This window comes from Salipiger sp. HF18 (assembly GCF_011806505.1).
Classification (GTDB): Bacteria; Pseudomonadota; Alphaproteobacteria; order Rhodobacterales; family Rhodobacteraceae; genus Salipiger; species Salipiger thiooxidans.
The window spans coordinates 1-3,435 of record NZ_JAATOS010000420.1; the positions used below are offsets into that span (position 1 = coordinate 1).

Here is a 3,435-nt window from a genome sequence, read left to right on the forward strand (position 1 = left end):
AATGGCAACCCTGAGCTCTGCGCAGCGCCTCGTGGTCAAGATCGGCTCGGCGCTGCTGGTAGACAAGCTCACCGGCGCCTTCCGTGCCGCTTGGATGCGCTCGATCGCCGAGGACATCGCCGCGATCCGGGCGCGGGGCACCGACGTGATCCTCGTGTCCTCGGGCTCCATCGCGCTTGGCCGTGGCATCCTCAAGCTGCCCGCCACCACGCTGCCGCTGGAACAGAGCCAGGCCGCCGCCGCGGTCGGCCAGATCCGCCTCGCGCGCGAATGGGAAGACGCGCTCGCGCCCCACGGCATCACCACCGCGCAGGTGCTGGTGACGCTTGAGGATTCCGCCGACCGCCGCCGCTACCTGAACCAGCGTGCCACGATGGAGACGCTGCTGGGCTTCGGCGTGGTGCCCATCGTCAACGAGAACGACACCATCGCCACCGACGAGATCCGCTACGGCGACAACGACCGCCTCGCGGCGCAGGTCGCGGTGACGGTGGGGGCGGACCAGCTGATCCTGCTCTCGGACGTCGACGGCTTCTACAGCGCCAACCCCTCGCAGGATCCCACCGCCATCCGCTACGACGTGATCGACGAGATCACCCCCGAGATCGAGGCGATGGCCGGCGACGCCGGCAGCGGCCTCTCCAAGGGCGGCATGAAGACCAAGCTGCTGGCCGCCAAGACCGCCACCGCCGCGGGCTGCGCCATGGCCATCACCGAGGGCTCGGTCTCGAACCCGCTGGCCGCGCTCGAGCAGGGCGCCAACGTCACCTGGTTCACCTCGCGTGTCGATCCGCATGCGGCCCGCAAGCGCTGGATCGCGGCGATGAAGCCCTGCGGCGCGGTCATTCTCGATGCCGGCGCCGCCCGCGCCATGGCCGAGGGCCGCTCGCTGCTGCCGGTGGGCGTCACCGCCACGGAGGGCGAGTTCGGCCGCGGCGACCCGGTGGTGATCCGCGACCCGCGCGGCGCCACGCTCGGGCAGGGCCTCACACGCTACACAGCCGACGAGGCCCGCCGCATCGTTGGCCGCCACTCGTGGGAGATCGAGGAGGCGCTCGGCTATCCCGGCCGTGCGGTGCTCATCCACCGCGACGACATGGCACTCTGACCCCTACCTGTCTCCTGCCAGTTCATCTTGCCCGATAAACTCCGGGGGAGGCCGCGTCAGCGGACGGGGGCAGCGCCCCCGCCGGCGCCCGGGCCGGTGCGCGACGGTGCCGAAATCGCCCTAGGCCCCGCCGCCGCGAGGCGCTATAGGAGGGCCCTCGGAAACCAGAACCCGAAGGGTGAACAGCGATGAAAGACATGACCGACATTCGCCGTCGTGCGAAAGCGGCCGCAGCCGAGCTCGCCTTCACCCCACCAGCCCGCAAGACCGAGGCGCTCGAGGCCGCGGCCGACGCCGTCTGGGCGCGCCGGGCAGAGATCGTCGAGGCCAATGCCCAGGATCTCGCCTTCGGCCGCGACAAGGGCCTGACCGAGGCGATGATGGACCGGCTCCTGCTGACCGAGGACCGTATCCGCGGCATCGTCGAGGGGCTCCGCGCCATCGCGGCGCAGGAGGATCCCGTGGGCAAGGTGATCGCCGAATGGGACCGTCCCCCCGGCCTACACATCCAGCGGGTGCGCACGCCGCTCGGTGTCGTCGGCGTGATCTACGAATCGCGCCCCAACGTCACCGCCGACGCGGGCGCGCTCTGCCTTAAGTCCGGCAACGCTGTGATCCTGCGCGGCGGCTCCGAGAGCTTCCACTCCTCGCGCGCCATCCATGACTGTCTCGTCTCGGGGCTGCGCAAGGCGGGCCTGCCCGAGGACGCGATCCAGCTCGTGCCGACCCGCGACCGGGCGGCAGTGAGCGAGCTGCTGCAGATGACCGACTACGTCGACGTCATCGTGCCGCGTGGTGGCAAGGGGCTCGTGGGGCTCGTCCAGCGCGAGGCGCGGGTGCCGGTCTTCGCCCATCTCGAGGGCATCGTGCACATCTACATCGACGCGTCGGCCGACCCGGTGAAGGCGCTGACGGTGGTGATGAACGCCAAGACCCGGCGCACCGGCATCTGCGGCGCCGCAGAGTGCCTGCTGATCCACCGCGACGTGGTGGACACCATCGGACAGGGCGTCGTGCGCGCGCTGATCGAGGCGGGGGTCGAGGTGCGCGCCGACGAGACGCTGCAGGCCATCGAAGGCACCCATCAGGCCAGCGCTGACGATTGGGGGCGCGAGTATCTCGACAGCATCATCGCCGCCCGCGTGGTCGAGGACGAGGATGCCGCCATCGAGCACATCCGCACCTACGGCTCGGACCACACCGACTGCATCCTCGCCGAGGATCCGGCGGCCATCGAGCGCTTCGTCGAGCGGGTGGACAGCGCCATCGTGATGATCAACGCCTCGACCCAGTTCGCCGATGGCGGCGAGTTCGGGATGGGCGCCGAGATCGGCATCGCGACGGGCAAGATGCACGCGCGCGGCCCGGTCGGCGCCGAGCAGCTGACCTCGTTCAAATACGTGGTGCGCGCGGACGGCGCGGTGCGCGCCTGATCGGGCCGCACCTCTGAGAAGAAGACTGGCGTTCCGGGTCCGCCCGGGACGCCGGACCATTTCGGAAAATCCCGAAACGCCTTTCAGCCGATCTCGATGGTGACCGCCGCGTCGCCTGCATGCACCACCATCTTGCGGCCACGTTCCGGCGCCAGGAGTGCGAGCAGGGCGAACTGCACCCGCGCCGGCGTCACCTCTGCCTCGAGCGTGGTGCTGGTGAGCTGCGCCCAGAGATCCGGCTCGATCGACAGCCGCTGCCCGGTGCCCGAGATGCGCCAGCCACCGCCTTCGATATGGGTGATGTGCACCCGCCCGCCCAGCGGCAGCGCGCTCTCGCAGCAGAGCGTCGCGAGAAAGGCGAGCTGGACCTCGGTCCGTGGCGCGTCGCCGTCGGGCAGCCAGTCGATGCTCAGCCGGCTGCCCTTGCAGTAATCCTGCAGCAGCTTGCGCGCCTCGCGCGCGCCCACGTCCTGCTGGGTCGAGGCATGGCCGAAGGCCACGCGGAAGAAATTGATCCGCGCGGTGGCCGAGGCAGCGCTCTGCTCGATCAGCGCCATTTCCTCGGGGCCCGGGGTGCCGGCCAGCGCGATCAGCTCGAGCCCGTTGGAAATCGCGCCGATGGGACTTACAAGGTCATGGCAGAGACGAGAGCCGACCAGCGTGGCGATTCTGGCGGTTGCAACGGACATGGGGGCTCCTCACTCTGGACTGTGCTCAGGGCTTCGACCGGGAAGAAGGGACGCGATCGCACCTATGGACGACCTCAACGCAATCCTCGAACCTGGGATGCTGGTGACGCATCCCGACCGGCCCGACTGGGGCACCGGCCAGGTGCAGTCGAACATCGCCGGGCGCGTCACGGTCAATTTTCGCGAGCAGGGCAAGGTTGTCATC

The 3,435-nt window shown here is 69.8% G+C and carries 4 protein-coding genes; 3 read left to right on the top strand and 1 reads right to left on the bottom strand.

Annotated elements, in window-relative coordinates; translation table 11 throughout:
• Window position 1: 1 nt before the first annotated feature.
• Both proB and HC022_RS21655 read left to right on the top strand, forming a co-directional pair.
• Window positions 2-1,108, top strand: a complete 1,107-nt coding sequence (gene proB, locus HC022_RS21650; protein WP_089960943.1) for a glutamate 5-kinase — start codon at window positions 2-4, stop codon at window positions 1,106-1,108.
• Window positions 1,109-1,296: 188 nt separating this feature from the next.
• On the top strand, window positions 1,297-2,541 hold the full coding sequence (locus HC022_RS21655) for a glutamate-5-semialdehyde dehydrogenase (protein WP_167453791.1): 1,245 nt from the start codon (window positions 1,297-1,299) through the stop codon (window positions 2,539-2,541).
• A gap of 83 nt (window positions 2,542-2,624) precedes the next feature.
• Here the strand turns inward: HC022_RS21655 and HC022_RS21660 are convergent, their stop codons facing one another.
• Window positions 2,625-3,230 carry a histidine phosphotransferase family protein gene (locus HC022_RS21660; protein ID WP_167453792.1) on the bottom strand — a complete coding sequence of 202 codons (606 nt, stop codon included), beginning with the start codon at window positions 3,228-3,230 and terminating at the stop codon, window positions 2,625-2,627.
• A 64-nt stretch (window positions 3,231-3,294) separates the two neighbouring features.
• Between HC022_RS21660 and HC022_RS21665 the strand changes: the two genes are divergently transcribed.
• Window positions 3,295-3,435: DUF3553 domain-containing protein (locus tag HC022_RS21665; RefSeq protein ID WP_167453793.1), on the top strand; the 141-nt coding region annotated here is incomplete at its 3' end.

Excerpts from the sequence above, each read along its gene's own strand:
- proB (WP_089960943.1), top strand. The coding sequence starts at position 2 with ATGGCAACCCTGAGCTCTGCGCAGCGCCTCGTGGTCAAGATCGGCTCG.
- HC022_RS21660 (WP_167453792.1), bottom strand. The coding sequence starts at position 3,230 with ATGTCCGTTGCAACCGCCAGAATCGCCACGCTGGTCGGCTCTCGTCTC.
- HC022_RS21655 (WP_167453791.1), top strand. The coding sequence starts at position 1,297 with ATGAAAGACATGACCGACATTCGCCGTCGTGCGAAAGCGGCCGCAGCC.